28 protein-coding genes are annotated in these 26,230 nt (G+C 48.3%); 20 read left to right on the top strand and 8 right to left on the bottom strand.

What is annotated here, in order from left to right:
* Nucleotides 1-300: 300 nt before the first annotated feature.
* The 12 genes from A3GK_RS0107140 to A3GK_RS10630 are packed head-to-tail and all read left to right on the top strand — an operon-like array spanning nucleotide 301 to nucleotide 11,752.
* On the top strand, nucleotides 301-1,299 hold the full coding sequence (locus tag A3GK_RS0107140) for an AAA family ATPase (RefSeq protein ID WP_018028774.1): 999 nt from the start codon (nucleotides 301-303) through the stop codon (nucleotides 1,297-1,299).
* A gap of 10 nt (nucleotides 1,300-1,309) precedes the next feature.
* A complete protein-coding gene (locus A3GK_RS0107145; protein ID WP_018028775.1) occupies nucleotides 1,310-2,182 on the top strand; it encodes a DUF58 domain-containing protein in 873 nt (290 codons plus the stop codon).
* A gap of 35 nt (nucleotides 2,183-2,217) precedes the next feature.
* Entirely contained in the window at nucleotides 2,218-3,186 is a 969-nt protein-coding gene (locus A3GK_RS10620) for a hypothetical protein (RefSeq protein WP_018028776.1), read from the top strand.
* The gene (locus A3GK_RS0107155; protein ID WP_018028777.1) at nucleotides 3,183-4,163 is read left to right on the top strand and encodes a vWA domain-containing protein; all 981 of its coding nucleotides are present in this window, start codon (nucleotides 3,183-3,185) and stop codon (nucleotides 4,161-4,163) included. Before A3GK_RS10620 ends, A3GK_RS0107155 begins: the two co-directional genes overlap by 4 nt.
* Nucleotides 4,163-5,212, top strand: a complete 1,050-nt coding sequence (locus A3GK_RS0107160) for a vWA domain-containing protein (protein WP_018028778.1) — start codon at nucleotides 4,163-4,165, stop codon at nucleotides 5,210-5,212. The genes A3GK_RS0107155 and A3GK_RS0107160 overlap by 1 nt, the downstream gene beginning before the upstream one ends.
* A complete protein-coding gene (locus A3GK_RS0107165) occupies nucleotides 5,209-5,937 on the top strand; it encodes a tetratricopeptide repeat protein (RefSeq protein WP_244860735.1) in 729 nt (242 codons plus the stop codon). The genes A3GK_RS0107160 and A3GK_RS0107165 overlap by 4 nt, the downstream gene beginning before the upstream one ends.
* Nucleotides 5,937-7,739, top strand: coding sequence for a BatD family protein (locus A3GK_RS0107170; protein WP_018028780.1), 1,803 nt, complete (start codon nucleotides 5,937-5,939; stop codon nucleotides 7,737-7,739). The genes A3GK_RS0107165 and A3GK_RS0107170 overlap by 1 nt, the downstream gene beginning before the upstream one ends.
* Before the next feature lie 4 nt (nucleotides 7,740-7,743).
* The gene (locus A3GK_RS0107175; protein ID WP_018028781.1) at nucleotides 7,744-8,502 is read left to right on the top strand and encodes a tetratricopeptide repeat protein; all 759 of its coding nucleotides are present in this window, start codon (nucleotides 7,744-7,746) and stop codon (nucleotides 8,500-8,502) included.
* Nucleotides 8,503-8,508: 6 nt separating this feature from the next.
* A complete protein-coding gene (locus A3GK_RS10625) occupies nucleotides 8,509-9,204 on the top strand; it encodes a phosphatase PAP2 family protein (RefSeq protein ID WP_018028782.1) in 696 nt (231 codons plus the stop codon).
* A 5-nt stretch (nucleotides 9,205-9,209) separates the two neighbouring features.
* Nucleotides 9,210-10,310 (top strand): phosphotransferase enzyme family protein, encoded by a 1,101-nt coding sequence (locus A3GK_RS0107185; RefSeq protein ID WP_018028783.1) that lies wholly within the window; start codon nucleotides 9,210-9,212, stop codon nucleotides 10,308-10,310.
* A gap of 3 nt (nucleotides 10,311-10,313) precedes the next feature.
* Nucleotides 10,314-10,691: a diacylglycerol kinase family protein gene (locus A3GK_RS0107190; protein ID WP_018028784.1), complete on the top strand. Its 378-nt coding sequence runs from the start codon at nucleotides 10,314-10,316 to the stop codon at nucleotides 10,689-10,691.
* Nucleotides 10,688-11,752 (top strand): adenosylcobinamide amidohydrolase, encoded by a 1,065-nt coding sequence (locus A3GK_RS10630; protein WP_018028785.1) that lies wholly within the window; start codon nucleotides 10,688-10,690, stop codon nucleotides 11,750-11,752. The genes A3GK_RS0107190 and A3GK_RS10630 overlap by 4 nt, the downstream gene beginning before the upstream one ends.
* Nucleotides 11,753-11,758: 6 nt before the next feature.
* On the opposite strand, the gene A3GK_RS0107200 is transcribed toward A3GK_RS10630, so the two are convergent.
* From A3GK_RS0107200 to queC, 3 genes are read right to left on the bottom strand one after another with little or no spacing between them, the layout of a single operon-like run.
* Nucleotides 11,759-12,361 (bottom strand): 7-carboxy-7-deazaguanine synthase QueE, encoded by a 603-nt coding sequence (locus A3GK_RS0107200; RefSeq protein ID WP_018028786.1) that lies wholly within the window; start codon nucleotides 12,359-12,361, stop codon nucleotides 11,759-11,761.
* Complete coding sequence (locus tag A3GK_RS0107205) at nucleotides 12,361-12,807, bottom strand: 6-pyruvoyl trahydropterin synthase family protein (protein WP_018028787.1); 447 nt, start codon at nucleotides 12,805-12,807, stop codon at nucleotides 12,361-12,363. The genes A3GK_RS0107200 and A3GK_RS0107205 overlap by 1 nt, the downstream gene beginning before the upstream one ends.
* Nucleotides 12,804-13,454 carry a 7-cyano-7-deazaguanine synthase QueC gene (gene queC / locus A3GK_RS0107210; RefSeq protein WP_018028788.1) on the bottom strand — a complete coding sequence of 217 codons (651 nt, stop codon included), beginning with the start codon at nucleotides 13,452-13,454 and terminating at the stop codon, nucleotides 12,804-12,806. Before queC ends, A3GK_RS0107205 begins: the two co-directional genes overlap by 4 nt.
* 848 nt (nucleotides 13,455-14,302) lie before the next feature.
* On the opposite strand from queC, the gene A3GK_RS0107215 reads away from it, so the two are divergent.
* The 3 genes from A3GK_RS0107215 to A3GK_RS0107225 are packed head-to-tail and all read left to right on the top strand — an operon-like array spanning nucleotide 14,303 to nucleotide 16,432.
* Complete coding sequence (locus A3GK_RS0107215) at nucleotides 14,303-15,136, top strand: enoyl-ACP reductase FabI (RefSeq protein ID WP_018028789.1); 834 nt, start codon at nucleotides 14,303-14,305, stop codon at nucleotides 15,134-15,136.
* A 6-nt stretch (nucleotides 15,137-15,142) separates the two neighbouring features.
* Complete coding sequence (locus A3GK_RS0107220; RefSeq protein WP_018028790.1) at nucleotides 15,143-15,790, top strand: DedA family protein; 648 nt, start codon at nucleotides 15,143-15,145, stop codon at nucleotides 15,788-15,790.
* Between the two features lie 6 nt (nucleotides 15,791-15,796).
* Nucleotides 15,797-16,432, top strand: coding sequence for a DsbA family oxidoreductase (locus A3GK_RS0107225; protein WP_018028791.1), 636 nt, complete (start codon nucleotides 15,797-15,799; stop codon nucleotides 16,430-16,432).
* On the opposite strand, the gene menA is transcribed toward A3GK_RS0107225, so the two are convergent.
* The 5 genes from menA to A3GK_RS0107250 form a co-directional block, all read right to left on the bottom strand.
* Nucleotides 16,424-17,308 carry a 1,4-dihydroxy-2-naphthoate octaprenyltransferase gene (menA, locus tag A3GK_RS0107230; RefSeq protein WP_018028792.1) on the bottom strand — a complete coding sequence of 295 codons (885 nt, stop codon included), beginning with the start codon at nucleotides 17,306-17,308 and terminating at the stop codon, nucleotides 16,424-16,426. The genes A3GK_RS0107225 and menA overlap by 9 nt on opposite strands.
* On the bottom strand, nucleotides 17,308-18,660 hold the full coding sequence (locus A3GK_RS0107235) for an aspartate kinase (RefSeq protein WP_018028793.1): 1,353 nt from the start codon (nucleotides 18,658-18,660) through the stop codon (nucleotides 17,308-17,310). The genes menA and A3GK_RS0107235 overlap by 1 nt, the downstream gene beginning before the upstream one ends.
* A 16-nt stretch (nucleotides 18,661-18,676) precedes the next feature.
* On the bottom strand, nucleotides 18,677-19,366 hold the full coding sequence (locus tag A3GK_RS0107240) for a cell division ATP-binding protein FtsE (RefSeq protein WP_018028794.1): 690 nt from the start codon (nucleotides 19,364-19,366) through the stop codon (nucleotides 18,677-18,679).
* A gap of 61 nt (nucleotides 19,367-19,427) precedes the next feature.
* Nucleotides 19,428-20,762, bottom strand: a complete 1,335-nt coding sequence (gene tilS, locus A3GK_RS10635; protein ID WP_018028795.1) for a tRNA lysidine(34) synthetase TilS — start codon at nucleotides 20,760-20,762, stop codon at nucleotides 19,428-19,430.
* Nucleotides 20,763-20,766: 4 nt separating this feature from the next.
* A complete protein-coding gene (locus A3GK_RS0107250) occupies nucleotides 20,767-21,666 on the bottom strand; it encodes a M48 family metallopeptidase (protein WP_018028796.1) in 900 nt (299 codons plus the stop codon).
* Nucleotides 21,667-21,762: 96 nt separating this feature from the next.
* Here A3GK_RS0107250 and A3GK_RS0107255 point away from each other — a divergent pair, with 96 nt between their 5' ends.
* The 5 genes from A3GK_RS0107255 (at nucleotide 21,763) to guaA (ending at nucleotide 25,555) form a co-directional block, all read left to right on the top strand.
* Nucleotides 21,763-22,290 carry a hypothetical protein gene (locus A3GK_RS0107255; RefSeq protein ID WP_018028797.1) on the top strand — a complete coding sequence of 176 codons (528 nt, stop codon included), beginning with the start codon at nucleotides 21,763-21,765 and terminating at the stop codon, nucleotides 22,288-22,290.
* Between the two features lie 22 nt (nucleotides 22,291-22,312).
* Nucleotides 22,313-22,909: a cob(I)yrinic acid a,c-diamide adenosyltransferase gene (locus A3GK_RS0107260; RefSeq protein ID WP_018028798.1), complete on the top strand. Its 597-nt coding sequence runs from the start codon at nucleotides 22,313-22,315 to the stop codon at nucleotides 22,907-22,909.
* 11 nt (nucleotides 22,910-22,920) lie between these two features.
* Nucleotides 22,921-23,253, top strand: a complete 333-nt coding sequence (locus A3GK_RS0107265; protein ID WP_018028799.1) for a hypothetical protein — start codon at nucleotides 22,921-22,923, stop codon at nucleotides 23,251-23,253.
* A gap of 77 nt (nucleotides 23,254-23,330) precedes the next feature.
* Complete coding sequence (gene trmD / locus A3GK_RS0107270) at nucleotides 23,331-24,023, top strand: tRNA (guanosine(37)-N1)-methyltransferase TrmD (protein WP_018028800.1); 693 nt, start codon at nucleotides 23,331-23,333, stop codon at nucleotides 24,021-24,023.
* A 17-nt stretch (nucleotides 24,024-24,040) separates the two neighbouring features.
* Nucleotides 24,041-25,555, top strand: a complete 1,515-nt coding sequence (guaA, locus tag A3GK_RS0107275) for a glutamine-hydrolyzing GMP synthase (RefSeq protein ID WP_018028801.1) — start codon at nucleotides 24,041-24,043, stop codon at nucleotides 25,553-25,555.
* Nucleotides 25,556-26,230 lie beyond the last annotated feature (675 nt).

A 26,230-nucleotide genomic window follows, 5' to 3' on the forward strand; every position in this document is an offset into this window, starting at 1 on the left:
TCGGTCACGTACGTGAGTACGCTCCCAGCACCCTCACCCTCAGCGCCTTGCATCTCATCCTTCGTGCAAAGTCTCTGCACATTTAAATCAAATGTGCGAGAATGGCACTTCGTGCAACATTCTCATTTTATAGTCGGCCTCTTCCCTTTTAGCATTCTTTATTACCCGATATTAAGAGAGGTGCTGATAATTCCTTATCTTTGCTAGCAATAGGTAGGGAGGGAGTGTTGTGTATTATAGTATGAAGGGGAGTCACCCAATGACGACCCCCCTGGTAAATCAGATAATTAATCGATTTAGATGGAGGAAAATAGAGTGGACGTGAGAGCTCTCTCGGAGCTAATAGAGCGTGAGAGTCACTTCTTGGATCTCTTGGAGAGTGGTATGAGCCGTGTGATTGTAGGGCAGAAGCACCTACGTGAGAGTCTTTTGATTGGGCTATTGGCCGACGGTCATATCTTGCTGGAGGGTGTTCCTGGTCTTGCCAAGACTTTGGCGATTAAGACTTTGTCCGACCTGATGGATGCAAAGTTTAGCCGAATACAATTTACACCCGACCTGCTCCCTGCCGACGTGATTGGTACGCAGATTTATAGCCAGAAGAATGAGCGTTTTAGTGTGAAGCATGGTCCTATCTTTGCCAATCTAGTTTTGGCAGATGAGATTAACCGTGCACCCGCTAAGGTGCAGAGTGCTCTCTTGGAGGCGATGCAGGAGCGACAGGTGACGATTGCCGAAGAGACCTTTAAGCTCCCAGAGCCCTTCTTGGTGATGGCGACACAAAACCCGATTGACCAAGAGGGAACTTATCAACTACCTGAGGCACAGAGCGACCGTTTTATGCTCAAGGTGGTGGTGGGCTATCCTACCAAGGAGGAGGAGCAGCAGATTGTACAGTCTCAGATCCGCAAGGTGAAGCCAGAGGTGACCCCTGTGGTGACTACCGATCAGATACTTAAGGCGAGAGAGATCGTTCATCAAGTCTATATTGATGAAAAGATTCATCGCTACATTGTGGATATCGTCTTTGCTACACGCTTCCCTCAGGAGGCTGGTATGCCTCACCTCGCTGGCATGATCAGCAATGGAGCCTCTCCACGTGCTTCGATCAACCTTGCTTTGGCGGCGAGAGCTTATGCTTTTATCAAGCACAGAGGCTTTGTGATTCCAGAGGATGTACGAGCTGTCTGCCACGATGTGCTACGCCACAGGATCGCTTTGAGCTATGAGGCGGAGGCGAATAACCTTGTCTCGGAGGAGATTATTAGCGAAATCCTCAATAAGGTTCAGGTACCTTGATACTTAAGTGATGGAGACACAAGATCTCTTAAGTAAAATACGTAGAATCGAGATAAAGTCTAGGCGACTTTCACAGAATATATTCTCTGGTGAGTATCGCTCGGCCTTTAAGGGACGCGGTATGTCTTTTAGTGAGGTGCGGGAGTATCAGCTGGGGGATGATGTGAGGGATATCGACTGGAATGTGACCGCTCGCTATGCTCGACCTTATATCAAGGTGTATGAGGAGGAGCGTGAGCTGACGATGATGCTTCTGGTGGATGTCTCAGAGAGTGGACTTTTCGGTACGGTGGAGCGGACCAAGCGTCAGCTGATTGCTGAGGTGGCGGGGACGCTCGCTTTTAGCACCATCACTAATAATGATAAGGTGGGTGTGATATTCTTCTCCGATAGAGTGGAGAAGTACATTCCACCAAGTAAGGGAAGGAAGCACGTGCTCCATATCCTCACGGAGATTTTGCGTCTGGAGCCTAAGGGTAAAGGGACCAACTTATCTGAGGCACTCATCTTTGCCAATAATGTGCAGAAGAAGCAGTGTACGCTCTTTATCCTCTCCGACTTTATTGATGAGAGTGAATATGAGTCAACCCTCAATGTGGTGAGCCGTAAGCACCAAGTATTGGCGATGCAGGTCTTTGATCCGAAGGAGGCTGAGCTCCCCAATGTGGGGTTGCTACGAGTGCAGGATGCAGAGAGTGGCGAGGTGACGATGATTGATAGTTCGTCCAAGCGGATTCGTGAGATGTATCGTAGCTACTGGGAGCAGCTCACCAATCGGATGAGGGAGGCACTCACTAAGTATGATATCACCTTTGTGAGTATGCCGACCAATCAGGATTATGTGCCGGCACTGCAACGACTATTTAATAAGAGTATTCGGTGAAACATAGGATATATATAAAATGTATAGGGTGGCTGATGGCGCTACTTCTTACCCCTCTCTCTCTCTTGGCAATGGAGGATGGAGGGGAGGTGCGCATTATCCCTACATTGGAGCGGTCGGCCATCTTGATCGGTGAGCAGGTGAAACTCAATGTGAAGGTGGTCTATCCTCGCTCGGAGATGATGCGACTAGTGCTGCCTGAGGATACGTTGGTATCGGGTGTGGAGATCATAGAGAGTCAGTTGGTGGATTCTACTATGATCAATGATCGGCTACAAGAGCTGATTTATGATGTGGTGCTCACCTCCTTTGACTCTGCCAACTATCAGCTCAGAAATATTTCTGCACTGGTAGGCGACTCATTATATACTGCGGGTGATCAATTGAGCTTGGTGGTGAATACGGTGCCTGTGGACCTGGAGCACCCCGACCAATACGCCGATATTAAGGGGCAGTGGAAACCCCCATTCGTTTGGCAAGACTACCTTATTTATCTCTATATTCTATTGGGTGTCATAGCACTTGGCGTGGCAACGTACTTCCTAGTGAGGTATCTAAAGAAACGCAAGAAGAGTGTCGATGAGGTACGTGAAGAGGTGCCACTGCTTGATCCTTATGAGGAGGCGATACAGAGTGTGGCAGCCCTGAAGAGTGAGGAGCTTTGGCAGCAGAATAGAGTGAAGGAGTACTATACTAGGCTCACTGATATCTTGCGTCGCTATATCTTCCGTATCTATGGTATCACCACACTGGATATGACTAGTGCGGAGATATTAGAGGCCTTTAAGTCGCAAGTAGGTCGAGATAAGATGTATACCGAGCTTGTAAGGATTTTGGAGACAGCCGACTTGGCTAAGTTTGCAAAGTATCAGCCTGCCTCGGATGAGAATATTAGCTTGCTCTCTGCTTCTGTAGCATTCATAGAGGCACAAAGGGAGGCACAAAGGCCCTTGGAGACTACGGAGGAGAAGAGTGTAGAAGAGGGAGGAGGTGTGGAGCCATGACGTTTGCTCATCCTTATTTCTTTCTATTATTGCTACTAGTGCCTCTTGCAGTATGGCTTTACCTATGGCGAGAGAAGCGACCAGCTACCTTTACGCTCAGCACTATTGGTGCCTTTAGAGGGCGTAAGGTGTCGTGGCGTACACGGCTCTGTTGGTTACCTTTTGCATTGGCATTATTGGCATTTATCTCTGGGGTGGTGGCTTTGGCACGCCCACAGAGTAGCAATGCCTATTCTACAGAGAGTACGGAGGGGATTAATATTGTGTTGGCACTCGATATCTCGGGGAGTATGTTGGCAAAGGACTTGCAACCCAACCGTTTTGAAGCGGCGAAGAGTGTGGCTGGGGAGTTTGTCAGCTCTCGCCCTTATGATAATATCGGGTTGGTGGTCTTTGCGGGTGAGAGCTATACTCAGTGTCCACTTACTACGGACCATGCAGTACTCCTCAATATGATCAATAGTGTGGAGATGGGGCTGGTGAATGACGGTACCGCAATAGGTAGTGGACTAGCAACGGCAGTGAATCGCCTCAAAGAGATCAAGGAGGGGAGCAAGGTGGTGATACTCCTTACGGATGGTACCAATAACTCTGGTACTATTGCCCCTGTGACTGCTGCTGAGATCGCTGCAAGCTTTGGGATACGTGTTTATACCATTGGGGTAGGGACTATGGGGGAGGCACTCTATCCAATTCAGACCTATCTGGGGGTAGAGTATGTCAGTATGCCTGTGGAGATTGATGAAGCGAGCCTCAAGCAGATTGCATCTGCTACTGGAGGTCAGTACTTCCGAGCTACCGACAACAATAGCTTGCACCAGATTTATGAGGAGATAGATCAGCTAGAAAAGGTGAAGCTGAAGGTGGAGAGTTTCACCCAGAAGGAGGAGCTATTTCCACCCTATCTGTGGGCTGCTCTGATACTATTGTTTGCAGCACTATTACTTCGTAGTACGCTATTTAGGAGGATGCCATAATGAGATTTTTACACCCATATATCCTTTTCCTTCTGCTGCCATTGTTGGTGGTGGCTCTCTTCCTCGTATGGAGAATGAGCCGTCAGCGAAAGGAGCTGAAGAAGTTTGGCGAGACCGAATTGGTGCGTCTCTTGATGCCCGACCTATCCCTACGTCGTAAGCTGGCAAAGGACTTGGTGCTTATACTCAGTCTATCGATGCTGGTGGTGGCACTTGCTCGACCCCAAATGGGCTCTAAGAGTGAGACGGTAAAACGTGAGGGCATTGAGTTGATGGTAGCGATGGATATCTCCAACTCTATGCTTTCGGACGATGTGAAGCCCAATCGTTTGGCTCGTGCCAAAGCAATCGTTTCGAGAATTATTGACAAGCTGGATAATAATAAGATTGGTCTGGTATTCTTTGCGGGGGATGCTTATGTGCAGCTCCCAATCACAGGGGATATGATTTCGGCCAAGATGTTTTTGGATAATGCCTCTCCCGATCTCATTCAGGTGCAGGGCACTCAATTAGAGCAGGCGATTCGGCTCTGTGTCCGTAGCTTTTCAAGTGATGAAAAGGTGAAGCGTGCCATCGTATTGATTACCGATGCCGAGAATCATGAGGGCAATGTGCTTTCGGCGATTGAGGAGGCGAAGAAACAGGGAATCTTGGTCAATGTGCTAGGCGTTGGCTCTACTGACGGAGGCCCAATCCCTATGCCAGAGGGTGGCTACCTCCAAGATGCCGAGGGTAAGATGGTGATTACGAAGCTCAATGAGCAACTCGGAATGGAGATCGCCACTGCCTCAGGGGGTATCTACGTGCGTGCCAGTGATGTGTCACAGTCTGTAAGAGCCTTGGAGGAGGCCCTCAACAAATTGGAGCAGGCGGAGTTGGAGATGAAGGTTTATACCGCTTATAATGAGCTGTATTATATCCCTTTATTACTCGGATTGCTTCTGCTGTGGATTGATTTCTTATTGCTCGACCGGAAGAATAGATACTTCAGGCGGGTGCAACTATTTGATCGTACTCAGGAGCGTACCTCAGCTAAAAGTAAGGAATGATGAAAAGAATATTATTGTTATTAGGTTTACTGGTCTCCTTTTCCCTCTCTGGCTATGCCCAGAAAGAGGTGCGTCAGTTGGCAAGGAGTGGCAATAAACTCTTTCAAAAGGAGCAGTACGATAAGGCGGAGCTGGAGTACCGCAAGGCATTGGAGATAAATCCAAGTGACAAGGTGGCGAACTTCAATCTCGCCAATACCCTAGTGCGTACGGAGCGAGGCGAAGAGGCGGATAAGATCTACCAAGAGATGCTTAAGGAGATAAAGATACTCCCGAAGGATGAGGCGGCTGATGTGGCTCATAATGCTGGCAACTTGGCGATGGCGAAGAAGGACTATGCCAAGGCTATTGAGATGTATAAAGAGTCGCTCCGACGTCGACCAATCGATGAGGAGACGCGTTACAACCTTGCTCTTGCTCAAAAGCTATTGGAGCAACAGCAGCAAGATAATAACGAGGAGAATCAAGATAATAAGGATAATCAAGAGCAGCAGCAACAGGACAACCAGCAACAGCAGAATCAGCAGGATCAACAGCAAGACCAGCAGAAGGACCAGCCTAATAAGCAGCAAGAACAGCCTCAAAATGCTGAAACAATGAGCCAAGACAATGCGGAGAAGATCCTTCAAGCCTATTTACAAGACGAGAAGGATACGCAGCGTAAGGTGGAGCAAATGAAGCAGCAACAGCAAAGGGGCAAAAAGTCAAGACCTAAAAATTGGTGATGATGATACGATACAATCGATATGTATTATTGGTAGTTCTTACTCTGCTCTCCCTGAATGTGTGGGGGCAGGATAAGGTGGCTTTTGATGTGGAAGTGCCGAGCCATATTATAGCAGGACGCCCTTTTAGAGTGGTCTTTTCGGTCAATGCATCTGCCAAGAATATCAGCTTTAATGCACCGTCGGGGCTGGAAGTGGTCTACGGACCGGCCGTGAGTAGCAGTTCGAGTATGAGCATCGTGAATGGTAAGCGAAGCTCTAGCCGAACCACTAGTTTTACTTACACACTTCTAGCGGAGAAAGAGGGCAATTATGTCCTCCCTGAAGCAAAGGTGGAGGTTTCTGGTGCTACTTATCGTACCGCTTCCCGGCGCATTACCGTATTTGGGGCGGATACAGATACGGAGGTGAATAATGGCGGAGCCAACTCCTCTCCTAGCATATCGGCTGAGGATCTCTATATCGTAGCCATCCCTAGCAAAACTCAGGTATATGAGCAGGAGGCGGTTCAGATTATTTATAAGCTCTATTCACGATTAGAGAATACTCAGTTCTCTAACTTCTCCTTTCCAGATTACGAGGGCTTTGTACAATACGTACAGGACGATGGCTCGCAAGCCTTCTTCGAGGCGGAGCAAGTCAATGGTAAACTCTACTATGCGGCCACTTTTCACTCGGTAGTACTCTACCCGCAGAGAGCAGGCAAATTAGTTATTAAGCCGGCAGAGTTTGAGATGGTCGTGAGTATGCCGATCTCTAACCCCAAACGAGATATCTTTGATGCCTTCTTTGATAACTTCCAGCAGCTACGTAAGAAGATCAAGACAAAGCCTGTGACGATCGATGTAATGGCATTGCCACAGCCTAAACCCGATAACTTCTCGGGAGCGGTGGGGCAGTACTCTCTTAATATGGAGGTGCCTACTAAGGTGCTCAAGACCAATGAGAGCTTTACAATGAAGATGTCGCTGGAGGGCAAGGGAAATATCAAACTAGCTAAGATTCCTGAGCCCATTTTCCCTGAAGGTTTTGATACCTACGACCCAAAGGAGAGCGATGATACTGGCGTAAGAGGTGGTGAGACACGAGGAACGAGAGCAAAGGAGTACTTTGCCGTGCCAAAGCATGTGGGTGACTTCGTGATACCAGCTATCCCCTTTACCTACTTTGACCCTGCCAAGGGGCAGTATGAAACCATCACACTCCCCGAAACAAAGGTGCATGTGGATAAGGGTGAAGCGACAGATGTCTCTGCCGTGACAGGCCTCTCCAATAAGGAGGATGTGAAGTATCTAGGTAAGGATATCCGTTACCTCAAAGGGTCAAAGCGAACCACCACTCTTAATAAGACCAATGGCACACTCTATCTTGTTGCCTATATTGCCCTTGTAGTACTACTGCTTGTAGCTATCTTGATAGATCGGAAAAAGGAGGCTTACATGGCTGATACCGCATCTAATCGGAGCCGACGTGCTGGTAAGATGGCACAGAAGTACCTCAAGATAGCCTATCAGATGAGGAATAAGGGCGAAGACTCGGCCTACTACGAGGCTCTCCTGAAAGGGTTGAGTGACTTCTTAAGTGCTAAGTTGCATATCCCTCTCTCGGAGCTATCCAAAGAGAACATTGCGACTGCCATGAAGGAGCGTGGAGCCAGTGAAGAGCTAGTAGAGGAGGCGATTAAGACGCTTAGCACATTGGAGGTGGCCCGCTACTCTCCGAGCGAAACAGAGGAGCGTGAGCAACTCTATGACCAGGCCGCATCTGTGATAGATGGGGTACAGAAATTAAAAGGGAAGTGATGTTATGAGACGCAAACTACTATATTCTTTATCGCTGCTATTCCTCAGCCTTTCACTTTTTGCCTCTCCATTTGAGGAGGGGGTGGCAGCCTACAGTGATGCCGATTATCCTAAAGCGATTGAGTGCTTTACTCAGGCACTTGAGGAGGGAGAACCATCGGCGGAGATATACTATAACTTAGCCTCGGCTTACTACAAGAATAATGACCTACCACTCGCTATCCTCAACTTTGAACGAGCCTATCGTATCGACCCTTCCGACGGGGATACCCGATTCAATCTTGAGCTGGTCAGCTCCCAGATTGTAGATGATATGGAGCCTACTCCTAGGCTCTTCCTGAGCCGTTGGTGGGATGATATCTCGCACTGGTGCTCACTCTCAGCATGGAGGATGTTGGGGCTTATCTTTTTTGTCCTTGTGCTGGTTGGCGTGTTCTTCTACTTCAGAGGACGTAGCAGGTCGCAACGGCAGATAGGGTTTTACGGAGGGTTGGTTGCCCTTTTACTTACGATTCTGACCAATGCTCTTGCCTATCGCTCCTATCTTTTTACGCATGAAGATAAGGAGGCGATACTAACGAGCAGTATCATCACCGTAAAGAGCTCCCCCGATGCCTCTGCCAAAGACATAGTGGTGGTGCATGGAGGCCTAAAGGTGGTAACGCAGCAGACACTCTCGGGGTATACCGAGATCAAACTCCCCGATGGCACAGTGGGGTGGGTGCCCGACAACACATTTGAAATCATTAATAACTTTCGCTAAATAAATATGGTAGAATCCCTTGTTAGTCTAGAGCGTGATGCTTTTTTGTGGCTCAATAGTCTCCACAGTCTCTACTTAGATAGTGTGATGTACTTCATCTCGGATAAGTGGCCATGGATCGTGTTCGTGGTGCTCTTCCTCGTATTGATGTCTTATAAGCAGAAAAAGGGAGAGGTGATCCTCTTCTTGCTTGGGATTGTGCTATTAGTGGTTTTGGCGGATGGCCTTTCATCGGGTATCATCAAGCAGATATTCCAGCGTGAGCGGCCTACGTACCACCCACTGACTGAGGACGTAGTGAAAACAGTGCTAGGGCATCGAGGAGGTGGCTATGGCTTTGTCTCAGGTCACACTACCAACTTTTTCGCCTTCTCACTTTTTGCCTCGTTGGTCGTAAGGCACCGACTATTTACAATTGTTTCTTTCATTGTGGCGGCTACGGTGGCCTACTCACGTATCTATCTAGGTATGCACTTCATTACTGACGTGTTGCCCGGCCTGTTACTCGGTTTGGCTTGTGGCTGGGTCTGCTATTGGCTCTATAGCGAGAGCCGGGTTGCATTTCTCGATGTGCCACGCCGAGAGGCACGACACAGCTTTGTCCGTCCGATCGGTCGAAGGCAGACAGTAGGTATTCTAATGGCTTCCTTCTTTGTCTTGATTTGGGTTACAGCACCCTTTTTCTTTCAATTTTATAGCTAATATTTATGAATTATAAAGAGCTGGGTCGCGCTGTCAATCAATTTCCTATCACCGAAGATGTGGTGGGGATTATTCCTATAGGCAATGGGCATATCAATGATACTTATGCCATTTCTGTGAATACTCCTGAAGGCGAGAGGCGAAAGTACGTCTTGCAGCGAATTAATCACCAGATCTTTGAAGATGTAGAGACCCTTCAGAGCAATATATTTGCCGTCACTTCCCATGTCCGGCGTCACCTAGAGCAGCAAGGCGTGGAGGATGTTGATCGGAAGGTCCTCACCTTTATCAAGACAAAGGATGGTAAGAACTATGCCTCTGTAGAGGGAAATAAGTGGCGCTTGTGCTACTATATCAAGGGGAGTAAGAGCTATGAAAGTGTGTCGCCCAAGCTAGCTTATGTAGCGGGAAAAGCCTTTGGCGAGTTCCACTCCATGCTCTCCGATTTGCCAGAGGGGCAGTTGGGCGAAACCATTCCCAACTTCCACAATATGAGCTTCCGCCTTCAGCAGTTTAGAGATGCGGTAAGCGAAGACAGAGTAGGTCGTGTGGCAGAGGTACAGGATTTGATAGAAGAGATAGAGCAACGTGCCGAGGCGATGACGGTGCAAGAGCGTCTCTACCAAAATGGTTCTCTCAAGCTTCGCACCAATCACTGCGATACCAAGGTCAATAATATCCTCTTCGACGAAGCTACCGACGAGGTGCTCTGCGTGATAGACCTAGACACCGTGATGCCAGGATTTGTGCTCTCCGATATTGGGGACTTTATCCGTACCGCGGTGAATAGTGGTGAGGAGGATGATGAAAACCTCTCCAATATCCAAGTCAATATGCCAGTCTTTGAGAGCTATATCCGTGGATATATGGAGGAGGCCAAGGCATTCCTAACACCTGTAGAGATAGAGTTGTTGCCTTATGGTGGTAGACTGCTCACCTATATGCAGACCGTTCGTTTCCTCACCGATTACATCAATGGCGATACCTACTACAAAACGCATAAGCCAAAGCACAACTTGATACGCACCCGTGCCCAATTTGAGTTCCTTCTCAAGTTGGAAGAAAAGCAAAAGGAGATGGACCATTTTATGAAGAGCTGGCTATAAGCGATGAAACCCAACGCCCCTAAAACCCATCCTCTGAAAAGAGTAATCAAAAGCTTCCATTATGCCCTTCGGGGTATATGGGAGCTTTTTCTCTATACCCCCAACGCACGTATCCACCTCCTTTGTGCGATAGCAGTGGTGATATTGGCAGCAATACTAGGTGTGAGCAAAGTAGAGTGGTTGATTCTTGTGCTCACTATCTTCCTGGTATTCTCTATGGAGGCGATGAATAGTGCCCTAGAGAAGCTGGCTGATAGGGTGAGTCCAGAGTACTCTCCACTTATCCGCGATGCCAAAGACTTAGCTGCAGGGGCGGTTCTACTCGTAGCTATTGGTGCAGTCATTGTCGGATTAATCATCTTCATCCCTTATCTATTTTGAGCCCATTAGTAGATAAAAACTTGGTCGGCACCACTATCTGTGGTGATAGGATATACTTAGCTCGTGAGGCACTGGTAGTGGCTCTTGAAGGGCGTAAACGGGTGGCAAGTAGTTCGCCACTGAATGGAGGTTGCCACGATGAAATGAAGTACCTCTACAATTACTCCTACAGTAGCTCCCCATTGGTGCAGAATAAAGTGGTGACCAAAATGGAAGCTCCCAATCTGTGCGAGCATTATCGACTACTCACCAGAGAGCTTGGTTTACCAGTGGAGCAGACAGTGGCAATGGGAACAGCTGCGAAACTAGAAGAGCGTGCCGAGGTAATGGATTCCTTCCATGGAATTCAAGTAGAGGCCATCGTGACTGCTGGTATTGATCACAATGGTGGCCGAGCGGGCGACCCGCCCTCCTATGACGAACTGACTGGCGAGAATCTATTGCCACCCCCTGGTACCATCAATATCATGCTCTTTATAGATGCACAGCTACCAGAGGGGGTGTTGACACAAGCCATCATCACTGCTACAGAGGCCAAGAGTGCCGCACTACAAGAGTTGCAAGCTGGTAGCTGTTACTCACGTGGCTTAGCTACCGGTTCAGGCACCGATACCATTATGGTGGTCTCCAACCTAGAGGCGCCCACTATGCTCTATGATGCAGGATTGCATTCATGCCTAGGCTCTACTATCGGACGAGTGGTGAAGGAAGCAGTTCAAAAGGCACTTAAGTTTCACGGCATCGGGATGACGCCCCAGCGACAAGGCAGTTTGCTTTGGCAAGGTAAGCGGTTCGGGATCACTCATGACGCGCTCGAAAAGCGTTATATCGCCTTCTATGGAGTGGCTCCGCAGAGAGAGCAAATTGATCAATTACTGAATAGCAAAGAGGTGATCGCCTATATCGCTCCCTTGCTACACCTAAGAGAGCAGATGGGGTGGGGCTTAATCCCCAAAGAGACCTATCAAAGAGTCTTATCCGACTACCTCAATGCTTTTATCCAATCGCAAGGCAAATATCCCCTCGCTTCCCTGCTGGTAGAGCTCATTAAAGAACTCTAGCCTTTCCTATCGGATGCCAATGAGCTTATGCATCTGAAGGGATAGCGACCAGCGCGGATCCTCCTCAATCAGCTGCTGGCAGTAACCGATGTTTTCAGCCACCACCCTATCCCCGTTAAAGATGGGTGAGAGGTAATAATGCATCGCCTTTGGGAGCCGTTCAATTTCAGGCAGAGGGTTTCCTTCAGCTATCGGAAATCTCAGTTCCCCCACCGCTCTATCAAGGTAGTTTTCCGTCACCTTATCCCACTTCACCTTTGGAGAGAGGGTAATATAGTCCAAACCCCTAGGAGCCGGTACCAGACCATTACTCTCGAGGGCTTGCCAGTAGCCAGCCGATTTGAAAAATTCCACGATCTCCTCAGTGAGTTGCAGAGTTGGCTCCCCGCCCGTCCAAAGGAGGTTTTTGCAGGTCGGGTATCTCTTCTTGATCTCCTCCAGTAGCTCCTCTGGAGTGCACTCCATCTCCACCCGATCAAAAGCAGTATCGCAGAAGTCGCAACGCAGATTACACCCTGTAAGGCGAATGAAAATCATCAGCCGACCGCTATTCGCCCCCTCCCCTTGCAAGCTCTGAAAGAGCTCCACAATCCTCAGTCGATGCTCCATTATTCGTCAATGCGAGCTGTGGCGGCACATTTACGCGTCTCCTCCACACGGCACTCCACCAGCCTACAGCCCCATGGCTCTAAGAGAGGTGGGGCGATGGTCGATAGCATATATTGGGCAATGTTTTCCGCCGTTGGGTTAAAAGGCACTGCCACAATACTCTCGGGGCTCAGCTGCTCGAGCGTAGGCAGGTAGGGGTCCTCCACAAAGAGAAGAAAGCGATGGTCCCAATGCTCCTCCAGCCACTGGCAGAGCGTCTCCTTGATCACCGAAAAGTCCAGCACACGCCCCAGTTCGTCCAACCCCTCCATCGCCTCTATCACAAAGTAAAAGCGATAGTTGTGTCCATGGAGGTGGCGGCACTTACTCTCGTGATTCATCACCCTATGGCCGAAGCAGATATCGTGGTATCGCTCGGCCCTTATTCTGTACTCCTTTCCGTTCATAGGTAAGGTATTGGGTCTACAAGTCCATTATCTCTAAAGGCCTCCTGTCGTTCTCTACAGGTGGCACACGCTCCACAAGCTTTCTCACCCCCCTTGTAACAGCTCCAGGTGTGGCTGTAATCCACCCCCAACTTAGTGCCAATCGCCACAATCTCTGTTTTAGAGAGCCCAGTATAGGGCGCCTCCACCCGCACGTGGTGATAGGTCCCTTGCACCATCGCCTCATTCATTCCCTTGATAAAGGCCGCTGTACAATCGGGGTAAATATCATGGTCTCCAAAGTGGTTGGCAATAAATACCTTGTCCATACCTCGATCCTCCGCAAAGGCACAAGCGATAGAGAGCATCACTCCATTCCGAAAAGGGACCACGGTGCTCCGCATATTCTCCTCTTCATACTCCCCAGTAGGGATCTGCTCCGCCCCCTCTAATAGAGAGCTGTGCATCATCTTCACAAAGTCCAAATCCACCACCCTGTGCTCTATGCCAAGCTGCTTGCAGTGATATTCCGCACAAGGCACCTCTCGCGATTCATGGTTCGACCCATAGCGAAAAGTGAGTGCCAAACCGATTTCCTCCCGCTTATCATAGAGAAGCGTGATGCTATCCACACCTCCCGAAACTACTATAATTCCTTTCTTACTCATAACAGCTACAAAGATAAACAATAATTTTGAGGTGGAATGGCTCTGCTTTTTAGCCAAATTTGATTTGGGTGCGCCCTTATTAGGCAAGACTGGAAAGTCGTGAGTTAGGAGACGCAGATTTTACAGGGTTTGCGTTTGCCCACCTCTGAAATTCTGACGGCTTTTATTCTTGCTTTACAGTTGTTGAGTCCTTTGCACTCCCTTCTCGCATGATAGGCCTTGGAGTATTTCCCTGTACAGATGTATACGGTTCGTGTTTGCTGACTCCTTATCTCTGTGGGGTTGGCGGTGACGGAGAATAAAAGCAGCAATAGGGTGACGGTTAAGGAGCGAGTAAAGCTGTTCGTAGTCATGGTCATCTGTTATCTAGCAAGTTGGAGGTCATTGTTCACATTTGATATAGACCTAACGATTACAAAGATACCAAAAACTGTACCGCTTTTCTATCATCTTTTCATGGATGATTCAGAGGTTGCGTATTAGAAAAACCTTATTGAGTGGTTTTCGTCTGACTGTCTATACTTTTAGAAATAGAGGAAACAGTGTGTCTACTCTTTCAGGAATAACAGATGAGTAGTGTATACTATGGTAGGAATGCGTTCTGGTAACAACGCTTCATTCCGTATGCGTGCGGAATCCATTCCGCAGGGCTACGGAATCTATTCCGCACGCATACGGAATACGTTCCGCAGCCTAGCGGAAAATCAACAAACTGCAACGCTGGAATTATAATGATATATATGTGCGTGAGTTTTGTTATGTTCTCATGTTGTAGTCAATGGAGAGTATGCTCAAAATTGGTATCTTTGTTTGTAGTTTAATATTAAGAATTAGAATAGATATAGTATATGGCTTACGGTTTACTTAAGGGGAAAAGGGGAATTATCTTTGGTGCTCTGAATGAGCAGTCAATTGCGTGGAAGGTGGCACAGCGTGTGGTAGAGGAGGGGGCGAGCATTACCCTGACCAATACACCTGTAGCGATCAGAATGGGCACGCTTAATGACCTATCTCAGGAGACGGGGGCAAAGGTGATTGCCTGTGACGCAACGAGTGTGGAGGATCTTGAAAAGGTCTTTAGTGAAAGTATGGAAGCCCTTGGTGGTAAGATTGATTTTGTACTCCACTCCATTGGAATGAGCCCCAATGTGCGTAAGGGGATTCCTTATGATGATATCAATTATCCAAACTATACAAAGACGCTTGATATCTCGGCTCTTTCGCTTCACAAGATGCTGACCGTGGCAAAGAAGATGGATGCAATCAGTGAGGGAGGCTCCGTGGTGGCGTTGACTTACATTGCCGCACAAAGGAGTTTTGTGGGCTATAGCGATATGGCCGATGCCAAGGCACTCCTGGAGTCAATCACTCGCAACTTTGGTCTGATCTACGGCAAGGAGAAAGGGGTACGCATCAATACAGTGAGCCAATCTCCTACAGTGACCACTGCCGGTAGCGGTGTGGAGGGGATGAACCTCTTACGTCACTTTGCCGAGAAGGTATCTCCACTCGGAAATGCCGATGCGGATGATTGTGCCGACTATTGTGTAACACTCTTTAGCGACCTGACTCGAAAGGTGACGATGCAAAACCTTTTCCACGACGGAGGCTTCTCCTCTACTGGGATGAGTGCCGATGCCTTGGCTCAGTATACCAAAGGGGAGCTAGACGATATCGACTAATTGCTTATGGAGAGCCTACCGTTTATTGAATGGGCTTTGGAGAATCTCAATTATCTCACCATCATGCTCCTGATGGCGATTGAGAGCTCCTTTATCCCTTTCCCAAGTGAGGTGGTGGTGCCACCAGCAGCCTATATGGTGGCATCTGGAAGTAGTGATATGACCTTTGGCGGGGTGGTGGTTTTCGCTACTCTCGGGGCACTGATTGGAGCCTTGATCAACTATCTAATTGGAGTATGGTTGGGCCGTCCGCTCGTTCATCGTTTTGCACGGAGTAGGGTGGGGGCTTTCTTCCTGCTTTCGGAGGAGAAGATCGTGAAGGCCGAGACCTACTTTGTTGAGCATGGTGCGATCTCTACGTTAGTTGGTCGTCTAGTGCCAGGCATTCGGCAGTTGATATCGATTCCTGCGGGAATGTCGGGGATGAAGGTTTCCCCTTTTCTTCTTTATACTGCGTTGGGTGCAGGTACATGGAACCTAGTGCTGGCTCTGATTGGTTGGTACTTGGAGAGCGTGGTGCCGCGAGAGGAGCTGATGCCTTATGTGGAGCGTTATAGCCATGAGATTGGCTTGGTTATCCTCGGGATTGTGGTACTAGCACTCCTCTATATGACGATTAAGGCACTTCGCCGTCCGAAGGAGAAAAGTGTATAATATAATATGATGACGATTGATTTTTGGGGCGATATTACTTGTCCCTTTTGCTATATTGGTGAGGTACTCTTGAAGCGCGAACTAGAGGCTGGTGGGTACAAAAATCAGGTGGAGGTGAGGTGGCGAAGCTGTCTATTGGCACCAGAGTTACCTCTTAATACCTCTTTTACATGGCTTGAGAGGATGGAGAAGGTGGAGGCCCCTGAGGAGTTGCAGCACTTTCAGAAGAGCCGGTCGGTGCTGAATCATCTGGCGGAGAAGTATGGTTTGGAAAACAACCTAGAATCTGCTTGGTCGCATAATTCTCAGAGGGCTGCAAGGCTTTTGAAAGTGGCTACGAAGGAGGGCCGAATGCTAGAGGTGGCAACTCTTTTTGGGCGTGGTTACTTCTCGGAAGGAAGAGACTTTAGCAAGTTGGAGGAGCTGAAGCGGGTAGCAATAGAGGCCAATTTACCTGCGGAGGCTGTTGCTGGCGTACTTGAGGGTGACCTTTATCTTTCGGAGGTAAAAGAGGATCAAGTACTAGCAACTCAATACGCTTACAATTTTGTCCCAACTATTTACTTCGGTGATGAGGTAATGCTGGAGGGTATCGTCACTCCCGAGCAGATTCGTGAGGCACTTCAAAAGACCTTAAAGTAAGAGGATGAGCATGGTCACTACACCCATGATGAGTGTGGTGATATTGGTGTAGCGGAGTAGTTTATTGAGGCTCTTCCCTCTGAGTCGATAGATTGCCATCACCCCATTGGCGTAGAGTGCCGCACCGAGCAATCCAATAATAATCGCTCCGAGCCAGCTTCCCTCTGTGATAAGTCCAATAACAATCAGCAGTAGCGATAGCACTGCATTAATGAGGTAGAGGAGGGGTCCCGACCTTTTGCCCATTCGAACAATCAACGTCAGTTTGTGGCTCTCTAAATCTTCCTCGTAGTCGCGATAGTTATTGCAGACTAGTATGTTGGTCTCCCACAACCCAATACCGAGCGCGAGCAAAAGCAGATATACCTGGGGCCTAGCATCGGCAATGACGTAGTAGCTGACGAGGATAGGCACTAACCCATAGAAGATAACTACCGCAAGGTCGCCTAGTGCGGTCCTTGCCAATGAGTATTTCCCTGCGGAGTAGGCAATGGCACACAAGATGACTACTGCCCCTACGAGCAATAGCCACCACCCCCTTTGGGAGGCAAGGTACAAGCCCGAACCGGCACAAATGGAGAGCGAGATGCCTAGGGCAATGAGCATTTGCAGTGGGGTGACCTCTCCAGTGGAGAGAAGACGAGTGAATCCTAAGCGGTGGTCGGTATCCTCTCCGCTTTTATAGCCAAAGTAATCATTGGCGAAGTTGCTTGAGATCTGTGCTGAAACCGCTACCACAAGGCAGAGAAGAAAGTAGCCCCATTGCATTACTCCGTCGCTTACTACGGCCCCTAGTAGAAGCAACATTGGTGCCACGGACGCCCCGAGTGTGTGGGGGCGTGTAGCATAAATCCATTTGTGAACCTGCTCGTTCATTATATTTCCTCTTGAAAGAGGTGCTTACTCAGTAGCTTCAGTGCTCTTACCTTGTCTTCGCTACGAATCAAGATAGAAACTCCATAGTTGGAACCTCCGTAGGAGATCATTCGCACGGGAAGCTCACTTAGAGCCTCAACTACTCGGCTCTCAAAGCCTACATTCTTCCAATTCATATCGCCGACAACGCTGATGATGGTCATATCCTCATCTACGGAGACATCGGCAATCTTTCGTAGCTCTAGTAGAATCTCTTCGAGCCGATTGGTATTATCTATGGTGAGGGTGATGGCTACTTCACTGGTGGTGATCATATCCACGGCAGTCTGGTAGCGCTCAAAGGTCTCGAATACCTTCCGCATAAAGCCTTGGGCAAGAAGCATACGAGAGCTGAGGATACGAAGGGCTGTGATACCATCTTTTGCTGCGACTGCCTTTAATGACCCCTCTTTGATGCGATTGGAGATGATGGTGCCTTTTGCCTCAGGCTCCATGGAGTTGAGCAACCGCACTGGTATATTTCTCATCTTAGCGGGGTGGATACATGCGGGGTGCAGTATCTTTGCCCCAAAGTAGGCCAATTCGGCTGCTTCGTTGAAGTGCAGATGACGCACAGCTGTCGTGTGGTCGACCACCCTCGGATCGTTATTGTGTAGCCCATCAATATCGGTCCAAATTTGTATCTCTTTGGCATCGAGTGCTGCACCTATCAGTGCTGCAGTGTAGTCGCTTCCACCGCGTTTTAGGTTATCTATCTCTAGGTAGGCATTCCGGCAGATGTATCCCTCGGTGAGGAAAAGACTTTGCTTGGGGTAATGGCTAAGTAGCTCAATGAGTTGCGACTGAATCTCAGGTAAATTGGGCTCACCCTGTTTGTTCGTTACCATAAACTCCAGTGCTGGTAGCTTAATAGCTACGATTCCTCGCTCTTCTAGGTGAAGTCGCATCATCTCTACGGAGATGATTTCGCCTTGAGCCAATATCTGACGCTCCTCAAAGTCGGTAAAGTACTCCTCTTTGAAACTTCTGAGAAAGTTCATCTTCTCAGCAACGAAGGTCAGCGCTTCTTCTTTATGGGCGGGCTGTGAGTAGAGCTCCTCGATAACCACTTGATACTTCTCTTGTAGCTCTTGGATCTTATTGAGTGCCCCTTGGGTGTTGCTATTATTGAAGAGCTGGCTGATCTCTACCAGCATATTGGTGACCCCCGACATGGCACTTAATACCACCACTTTACGCTCGCTTCCGCTGATGAGGTCGCCCACATTTCTTATCCGTTCGGCAGAACCAACAGAGGTGCCACCAAACTTCATCACTACTAGATCTGAAAAGGAAGTTGAGTTGTTATTCATTTCACTCTCAAGTCTATTATAGGTCCTGCTTCAACTGCATCTCTTGCAGCATTCCTCCCTCCACCTTTACAATCCTTGCGGGGAACTTCTTCACGAGTGCGTAGTTGTGCGTGCTCATTAAGATTGAGGTTCCTGCCTCTCCGATTTCTCGTAAGAGCGTGATGATCTGCTCGCCCGTAATGGGGTCGAGATTGCCGGTTGGCTCATCTGCCAATATCATCTTTGGCTTATTGAGGAGGGCTCTAGAGATGACGATGCGTTGCTGCTCACCACCTGATAGTTCGTGGGGCATCTTGTAGCCTTTACTCTCTAGCCCTACCTGCTCTAGTACTTCTGAGATTCGCTTTTGGATCAGCTTTTTATCTTTCCACCCAGTTGCTCTGAGTACAAACTCTAGGTTTTTCACCACAGAGCGGTCGGTAAGCAGTTGAAAGTCTTGAAATATGATGCCCAGTTCTCTTCTTAGGAAAGGGATCTGCTTACGCTTTATGTGCTTTAGGTCAAAGTCGCCAAACCGCCCCTCTCCCTCTGAAATTGGGAGGTCGGCGTAGATGGACTTCAGAAGTGTTGACTTTCCTGATCCTACACGACCAATCAAATAGACAAATTCTCCTGGTTGCACCACAAGTGAAGCCCCATTTAGGATGATATTCTCCTCACGCTTCACGATGATATTTTGCAGTGATAGTAATGCTTGTTCCGACATCTCTTTATTCTTTTACTTCTCCTATTGTATCTCGCTTAACTCTGCTAAACGAATGACAAATTTACCTATTTCCTCTCACATTGCTTGTGAGATTCCTAAGGATCGCTCCAAAAGCTGCTCCCGAAGGCTCAAATCCAATACCGATAGAATCGCTGACGCTCTCGTATCTCGCATGCTGGCTCACTTCAAATGGAACCACCGCAATCACCTCGCCATCGCACTCTAGGACTGGGCAAAATGGTCTGTAGTACTCTGGAAGTCCCTTTTCACCCAAATACGTAAAGAGTGATTTGCTTCCCGACTTCATGCCATAAGGGGTAAAGCGATCCTCTTTACGCCCCATACGCACCACCACCTTCCTTTCTGCACATTTCGTGTGAAGTCGCAGTGCTACTGATCCGACACTATTCCACTGAATGGCTCCAATTTGTGGATGGTTCCAACGGTCGGATAGTTGTTCGGTGGGGTACTCCTCCACCGGTTCGGTGATGAGGTAGAGCTTATCACGATAGACTTCGGCATAGCTAGAACCAAAGTTAAATGCAATGGTCTTGGGATTGTCCCAACTATTAATGAGATCTTCAGCTTGCGTGGGGGTAAAGCCGTGGTCGAGGAGCCACCTTTTGAAGAGATAGGGCTCCTCTACATTCCGAATATCTAGGCTCTGCTCCTTGGTGTTGAAATGCCTTGATGCAAATTGCTTTGTTGCTTGCTCAATATACTCTTGCTCCTCTCGGAAGTGGGTCATACTCCCAAGCAGAGAGTTAGGAAAGGAGGGATTGAGCTGTTCAAAGCTAGGAAGTAGCTGGTGCCTAATATAATTGCGCTTGATGGTGGTATCGTAGTTGGTGCTATCAGTGACATAATCAAGCTGGTGAGCAGAAAGATACGCCTCCAATTCGCTTCGCCACGTGGTGAGAAAGGGTCTGAATAATTGACCAGATACTACCTGCATTCCTGCCATCCCCTTACCACCAGTGCCTCTGGATAGGTTGAGGAGAGCCGTCTCTATCTGATCATTAGCATGATGCCCCACTGCGATCCAAGCACATTGATGGGCATTTCGTAGTTCCTCAAATAGTTCATAGCGAAGCTCTCTTGCTGCCATTTCTATGGAAATCCCAGCTTCTCTTGCCCTGCCATAAGTATCAACGTCTGCAAAGTGGCACTCAGCCTCAGGAAGTTTTTTTGCCAGATAGTCCGCAACAAACTGCGCATCCCGATCACTCTCCTTACCCCTTAGGTGGAAGTTGATGTGGACCACCACAAGTTTATAACCCATGTAGTAAAGGAGGTGGGAGAGTGCGATGGAGTCGGCTCCACCGCTCAGTCCCACGAGTACTTTATCCTTTTCATTGAGGACCTCTCGGATAATGGCTCTTGCTTTGGCCAGCACAGTCTTAGTACCTAAGTTTAAGCGGAGTTTGTCGTCCTTTATTGATATCACTAGTTAGCTTGCTGTGGTTGGCCGGTTTCACAGGGGCACTCTTACCACCACCTTCAATAAAAGCCTTCACGCGTGGCAACTCCTCTTGAATCTTCTTGATGCGATTGGCATCATTAGGGTGCGTGCTCCAGAAGTCAGATTGCTGCCCTTTCCCTTTATTGTCCCCAGCCATATTGGTCCAAAATTGAACCGCTTGATTGTAGTCATACCCTGCAATAGCCATCAGGTAAAGACCTATGATGTCGGCCTCGTACTCATGCTTGCGGCTGTAGGGTAGGGTAAAGAAGGCTGTGGAGCCTACATCGTATAGAATTCCTCCCATCTGCTGAGTGAGGCCACCCTTGCCTGCTAGAAGCAAACTGAGTGCCCCAGCTCCATACTGCTTAAGAATCTGCTGACTCATCCGCTCATTGGCGTGTTTGGCAACAGCGTGAGCTACCTCGTGCGAGATAACGGTAGCGAGTTGGTCATCGGTTTTTGCAATAGGTAAAATGCCCTCATACACCACAATCTTGCCTCCTGGCATACAAAAGGCATTGATTTGTCTGTCGGCAATGAGGTTGAATTCCCATCTGTAGTTATCTGCATCGGTAGCCATCCCTACACTCCTTAGGTAGGTGTCTGTCGCCTTGGCTATTCTCTGTCCAATCGCTACGACACGTTGGGTCTGTTTAGGGTCCTTGCTCTTTGGGGCTTTAGAAATAAATTGAGCATATTGTGCAAAGCTAGTGGAGAGTACTTGTGAATCGGGTACCAAGTCGATTCGATTCCTGCCACTAATGGCTACTGTTGAGCAACTGCCAATACCGATAGTTAGCAGTATTCCTATGATCGTAATCTTAATTCTATTCATAATATCTACATCGTTAGTTGAATGTCCTTATTCTTCTTCAAAGGTATTCATTTTTTTTGAGTTACCGTAATTCAAAAATTGTGTACTTTTGTCCTGATGAAGATGTATAGTCGGTTTAGCCCCTATCGGTGGCGTGTTTTTAGGAGGTTGAGGTATGGACGTGGAAGAGGAGTGCATTCGCCCAAAGGGTATGTGATGATTCTTTCGCTAATTCGTCCGTATGCCATCTATTATCATTTTGAGCAATATCCAAAACTATTTGCCAGCCCATTGGCACGCTTGGTTTATCGCTTGGTGGCTCGCTGTGATCTGGATGCAGTGGTGCTTCCAGTGGGAGACCCATTGATAGAGGTGGTGAAGTTGGCAAAGTCTACCCTTCAGGTCAGCGCTCAACCTTCCCCACTTTTAGGGCGAACGCTATGCATAGCACGTAGTATGGAAAGACTACCCGCTCTTGAGGAACTCAATAATGTACTGTTGCTTTTCTTGCCCAGACCAACTACAAGGGCGCAGATAAAAGAGTGGGTTGAAAAGCTACCCTCAGGGCTGATATTAGACCTTTACGAGGCAATATTGGTGGTGGATATGCCGAGAGTTAAGTACCTTTACAGAACGACAATGTAGTAAACTATATAAATGAGATATTATGGAAGAGAAAGAGATAAAGAAAAGCTCCGTATATACGCGATCAGGTGACAAGGGAAAGACTTCCCTAATGAGTGGCCAACGGGTCTCTAAAGGTTCGCTGAGGCTGAATACTTATGGTACGGCCGATGAACTCAATTCGTTTGTGGGGCTGCTGCGGGCGTTGACCCCAACTGAGATAGGACAGGATACTACACTTGAGATGATTCAAGATCGACTTTTCACGTGTGGCGCCTACCTAGCTGCCGATTTTAGGGGACAAAAGCGAGAGTATGATGTTCCTTCGGGTGTCACCCCAGAGGATATCCTCCACTTGGAGCGTCAGATCGATATTCTGGACTCTCAGCTCCCAAAACTGAAGGAGTTTATTCTCCCTGCTGGTGGTCAAGCTGCTAGTGTTGCCCACATCTGTAGGACGGTAGCAAGGCGTACTGAAAGGGTAATCTACCAACTCCTCGATGCCGACCCTGAAGCAGAGATAGAGGCTGGCGTAAAGAACTTTATCAATCGTCTGAGCGACTACTTCTTTGTGCTGGCACGCGTTTTGGCTCGCCACGAAAATGGTGAGGAGGTCACTTGGAAGCGCTTTAGAGATTAAGCTGATCCCTAGTGAAGGTCTACTTTAGCCGTCTCGTCCCTTTCCGTCCCTTCATCGCGATCAATCTGCTAGGTTGTATCGTAGTGAGAAGTGATCATCGTGGCAAAGTCGATGAGTCCCTTATCCGGCACGAAAAGATTCATACAGCACAGATGCGAGAACTCCTTTATGTGGGCTTTTATCTCATCTATGCTGTTGAGTGGTTGGTACGCCGAATAGCCGGAGGTGCTGGAGCTTATTGGCGAATTGGCTTTGAGCGTGAAGCCTATGCCTACCAGTCTCAACCCTCATACCTTCAAGAGCGAAAGCACTTTGCGTGGCTCAGCTATTGGCGTGTAAGGTAGAGCCACTCTCTATGTTGCGTATATATGTGTGTCGTTTATAGTCTGTTTCTTTACTTTTAAGTAACTTTGCCCCATATATGAGGGTAGATATACTGACCGTTTTGCCAGAGATGTTGGAGGACTTTGTGCATACCTCCATCCTTAAGAGAGCCCAAGATAAGGGGCTGGCTGAGATTTACGTGCACAATCTTAGAGACTACACCACCGATAAGTGGCGTAGGGTGGACGACTATCCATTCGGCGGTGCTGCCGGTATGGTGATGCAGATTGAGCCGGTGGACAATGCCATCAAAGCCCTGAAGCAGGAGCGTAGCTATGACGAGGTGATCTATACCTCGCCCGATGGCGAAATCTTAACGCAACCATTGGCAAATACTCTCTCTTTGGCACAAAATATCATCATCCTTTGCGGTCACTATAAAGGTATCGACCACCGTATTCGTGAGCATCTCATTACTCGAGAAATATCCATTGGCGACTTTGTACTTACTGGGGGCGAGCTCCCAGCTGCCGTTATCACCGATGCCGTGGTTCGCCTTATACCTGGTGTGCTAGGCGATGAACAGAGTGCACTGAGCGATTCTTTCCAAGACAGCCTTTTGGCTCCGCCCATCTATACACGCCCCGCAGATTACCAAGGCTGGAAGGTGCCAGAGGTACTGCTCTCAGGCAATCCTGCCAAGATCGAGGCATGGGAAATGGAGCAGGCACTTGAAAGGACGCAGAGACTGAGACCTCATCTATTGGAGAAAAGAGAAATTGACAACTGATAATAGTGATATAGATTATGCTTGATAAGATTATCATCCTAGACTTTGGGTCGCAGACGACTCAGCTGATTGCTCGTCGCATACGCGAATTAGGCGTCTATTGTGAGGTGCACCCATACCATTATGTTCCTAAGACCGAGGAGAGCCTGAAGGGCATTATCCTCTCTGGTAGCCCTTACTCCGTCTCTCAGCCAGAGGCGTTTCGGATAGATCTTAGCAAGCTACCCAAGGTGCCTCTATTAGGGATCTGCTATGGGGCTCAGTTCATCGCTAGCCAGTTGGGTGGAGCAGTAGGGAAATCTGCTACTCGTGAGTATGGAAGAGCTCACTTGGATATCCTTGCCGAGGATCCCCTTCTCAAAGGACTTTCCTCTAATAGTACCGTTTGGATGTCGCATAGTGATACCATTACACAACTGCCTACAGATGGCGAACGATTGGCAAGTACTGAGACGATCGAAAATGCAGCTTATCGTATTAAGGGCAAGGAGATTTGGGGCGTACAATTCCATCCCGAAGTGGTACACTCGGAGGAGGGGACTAAGTTGCTGGACAACTTCCTTTCTATCTGCAAAGTGGCTAAGGAATGGACCCCTGCATCATTTGTTGAGAGCACGGTGGCAGAGCTAAGAAAGCAGCTCGGAAGTGACAAGGTGCTACTCGCTCTAAGTGGTGGTGTGGACTCTAGTGTGGCAGCAGTTTTGCTCAATAAAGCAATTGGCGACCAATTGACCTGTATCTTCGTGGATCATGGTTTACTTCGAAAGGGAGAGTTTGAGCAAGTGCTGGACGATTATAAGCATCTCGGGCTGAATGTTAAGGGGATAGACGCAAAGGATTACTTTTTCCGTCAACTTGCCGGCGTCTCTGATCCAGAGAAGAAACGCAAGATTATTGGCAAAGGCTTCATTGATGTCTTTGAGGTAGAGGCGAGCAAGATCCAAGATGTCAAGTGGTTGGCACAAGGAACGATTTACCCCGATGTGATTGAGTCGATCTCAATTACAGGGCAAGTGATTAAGAGCCACCACAATGTGGGCGGTTTGCCAGCAAAGATGAAGCTGAAGTTGGTGGAGCCTCTCCGGCTGCTCTTTAAAGATGAAGTGCGAAAGGTAGGCCTCGAACTGGGTATGAAGCACGATATGATTTTCCGTCATCCATTCCCTGGCCCAGGTTTAGGCATACGTGTCTTAGGTGATATTACCCCCGAAAAAGTGCGGATTATTCAGGAAGCAGACCATATATATATATCACTACTCAAGGAGTGGGGGCTTTATGAAGAAGTATGGCAAGCTGGAGCCATCTTATTACCCATCCGCTCAGTTGGTGTGATGGGCGACGAGCGTACTTACGAGTATGTATGTGCCTTGAGAGCTGTCACCTCCATTGATGCAATGACGGCCGATTGGGCGAAGCTCCCTCACGAGTTCCTCGCCAAGGTCTCCAATGAGATCATTAATAATGTTAAGGGCATCAATCGTGTAGTCTACGACTGCTCCTCCAAGCCACCAGCAACCATTGAGTGGGAGTAATCTCCATTATCCAGTAAATATAATATGCGGAATATACCTCGGTATGTTCCGCATATTTTTTAGCAGTAAGTTTTTATCTGATACAGTTACAGAGAATGTTGCACGAAGTGCCATTCTCGCACATTTGAAGCAAATGTGCTGGGACTTTGAACGAAGGATGAGATGCAAGGCGCTGAGGATGAGGCCGAAGGGAGCGTACTCACGTACGTGACCTAGACCGAATTCCGAAAGCAACGCAGCAGATCGCCTTCGTGCAACAGTCTCTTACAGGACCAGTTTTGCACATTGAATTACGAAGCAATGCAAACTGTGTTTTGGCGGTACTACAAAACAGTTGATGCTCAGGCGGATATTTTGGCGTTTCCCGAGATACAACAAAGCAATCGGTTAGTTGCAACAAAGCAAATGATTAGTTGCAACTCAGCAAATGCTTAGTTGCATCTCAACATTTGCTCTCTTATCTAGCGAGTGAGACTTCATGAAATAGTCATATATATAATGAGAATGTTGCACGAAGTGCCATTCTCGCACATTTGAATCAAATGCACTGAGACTTTGAACGAAGGATGAGATGCAAGGCGCTGAGGGTGAGGGCGCTGGGAGCGTACTCACGTACGTGACCGAGCCCGAATCCCGAAAGCAACGCCGCAGATCGCCTTCGTGCAACAGTCTCAT

Source organism: Porphyromonas somerae DSM 23386 (assembly GCF_000372405.1).
Taxonomy (GTDB): Bacteria; Bacteroidota; Bacteroidia; order Bacteroidales; family Porphyromonadaceae; genus Porphyromonas_A; species Porphyromonas_A somerae.